This is a genomic window from Anaerovibrio lipolyticus (assembly GCF_021531495.1).
Lineage (GTDB): Bacteria > Bacillota > Negativicutes > Selenomonadales > Selenomonadaceae > Anaerovibrio.
Genome location: NZ_JADYTY010000074.1, coordinates 1 through 888, shown reverse-complemented (window position 1 = coordinate 888; position 888 = coordinate 1). Strand labels below are relative to the sequence as shown.

Genomic DNA, 888 nt, shown 5'->3' with positions numbered 1-888 from the left:
TTGTTTACCCCAGTATGGGGCATAAAATAAATCTGCGCAATTACTTTTTACACAAACTATTTTACACTCCCATTTTGGCTGAGAATGCACCAAGAGCATTAGATGACGATAGTAGTTATAGGTATATAGATAAGCCTCTTTTTCTAAAAATGGATGATGAATTTAAGCCTAGTATTTCTTCTGATATTGACGAAACTAAAGACATTGTGGGTTCTATGATACGTTCAGTATATTTTGTTACAGATGAGCATGTTTCTGATATTATTGGGAGTATCATAAATGGGGATTTAGATGTAACAGATAAGTTGAGAAGAATACTTTTGTATCAGCAAGGTGATCAGCGGCTTGCTAGTATGGTTAATTCGGATATGTTTATTGATATTTCTACATCGAATATTAACCATTATATGGGAGAGGCATTGTTATCCGGCAAGATAATACACAACTATTTGTATGGGAGATATTATAAAACTAAATAACGTTCATATATATAGTATATGTTTGAGAATTTGCGTTATATCATGAAAACAAAAGTGGCAGGTCATTTTTAGACCTGCCACTTTTGTTTTCATGATAGTAGTTTATTTCTCGTGCGTGTTAATAGATATTATGCCGTTTTCCTGTTCATACTTTTGAATACCCTTGATGACGAAGTATTCAATCTGGGAATTAAGTGAGCGCACTTCTTCCTCCGCCACAATTCTCAGCTTAGCATGAACTTTTTCATCAAGTCGTACCTGTAGTGCTACTTTGTTAGTTGCCATAATATAACCTTCCCTTCTATATAGTAGAATATAATATAAGAAAAGAAAATTAGGGAGTGTAAAATAGTTTGTGTAAAAAGTAATTGCGCAGATTTATTTTATGCCCCATACTGGGGTAAACAAT

The 888-nt window shown here is 33.3% G+C and carries 2 protein-coding genes; one reads left to right on the top strand and one right to left on the bottom strand.

Annotation, left to right across the window (positions count from 1 at the left end; genetic code table 11):
• The coding region (locus tag I6E26_RS11025) for a hypothetical protein (protein WP_235321914.1) at positions 1 to 479 on the top strand (479 nt) is incomplete at its 5' end.
• Between the two features lie 102 nt (positions 480 to 581).
• Here I6E26_RS11025 and I6E26_RS11020 read toward each other — a convergent pair.
• The gene (locus I6E26_RS11020) at positions 582 to 764 is read right to left on the bottom strand and encodes an Arc family DNA-binding protein (RefSeq protein WP_235321913.1); all 183 of its coding nucleotides are present in this window, start codon (positions 762 to 764) and stop codon (positions 582 to 584) included.
• Between the last annotated feature and the right edge of the window lie 124 nt (positions 765 to 888).

What these genes read in the sequence shown, in the direction of transcription:
- I6E26_RS11020 (WP_235321913.1), bottom strand. Translation starts at nt 764, where the DNA reads ATGGCAACTAACAAAGTAGCACTACAGGTACGACTTGATGAAAAAGTT.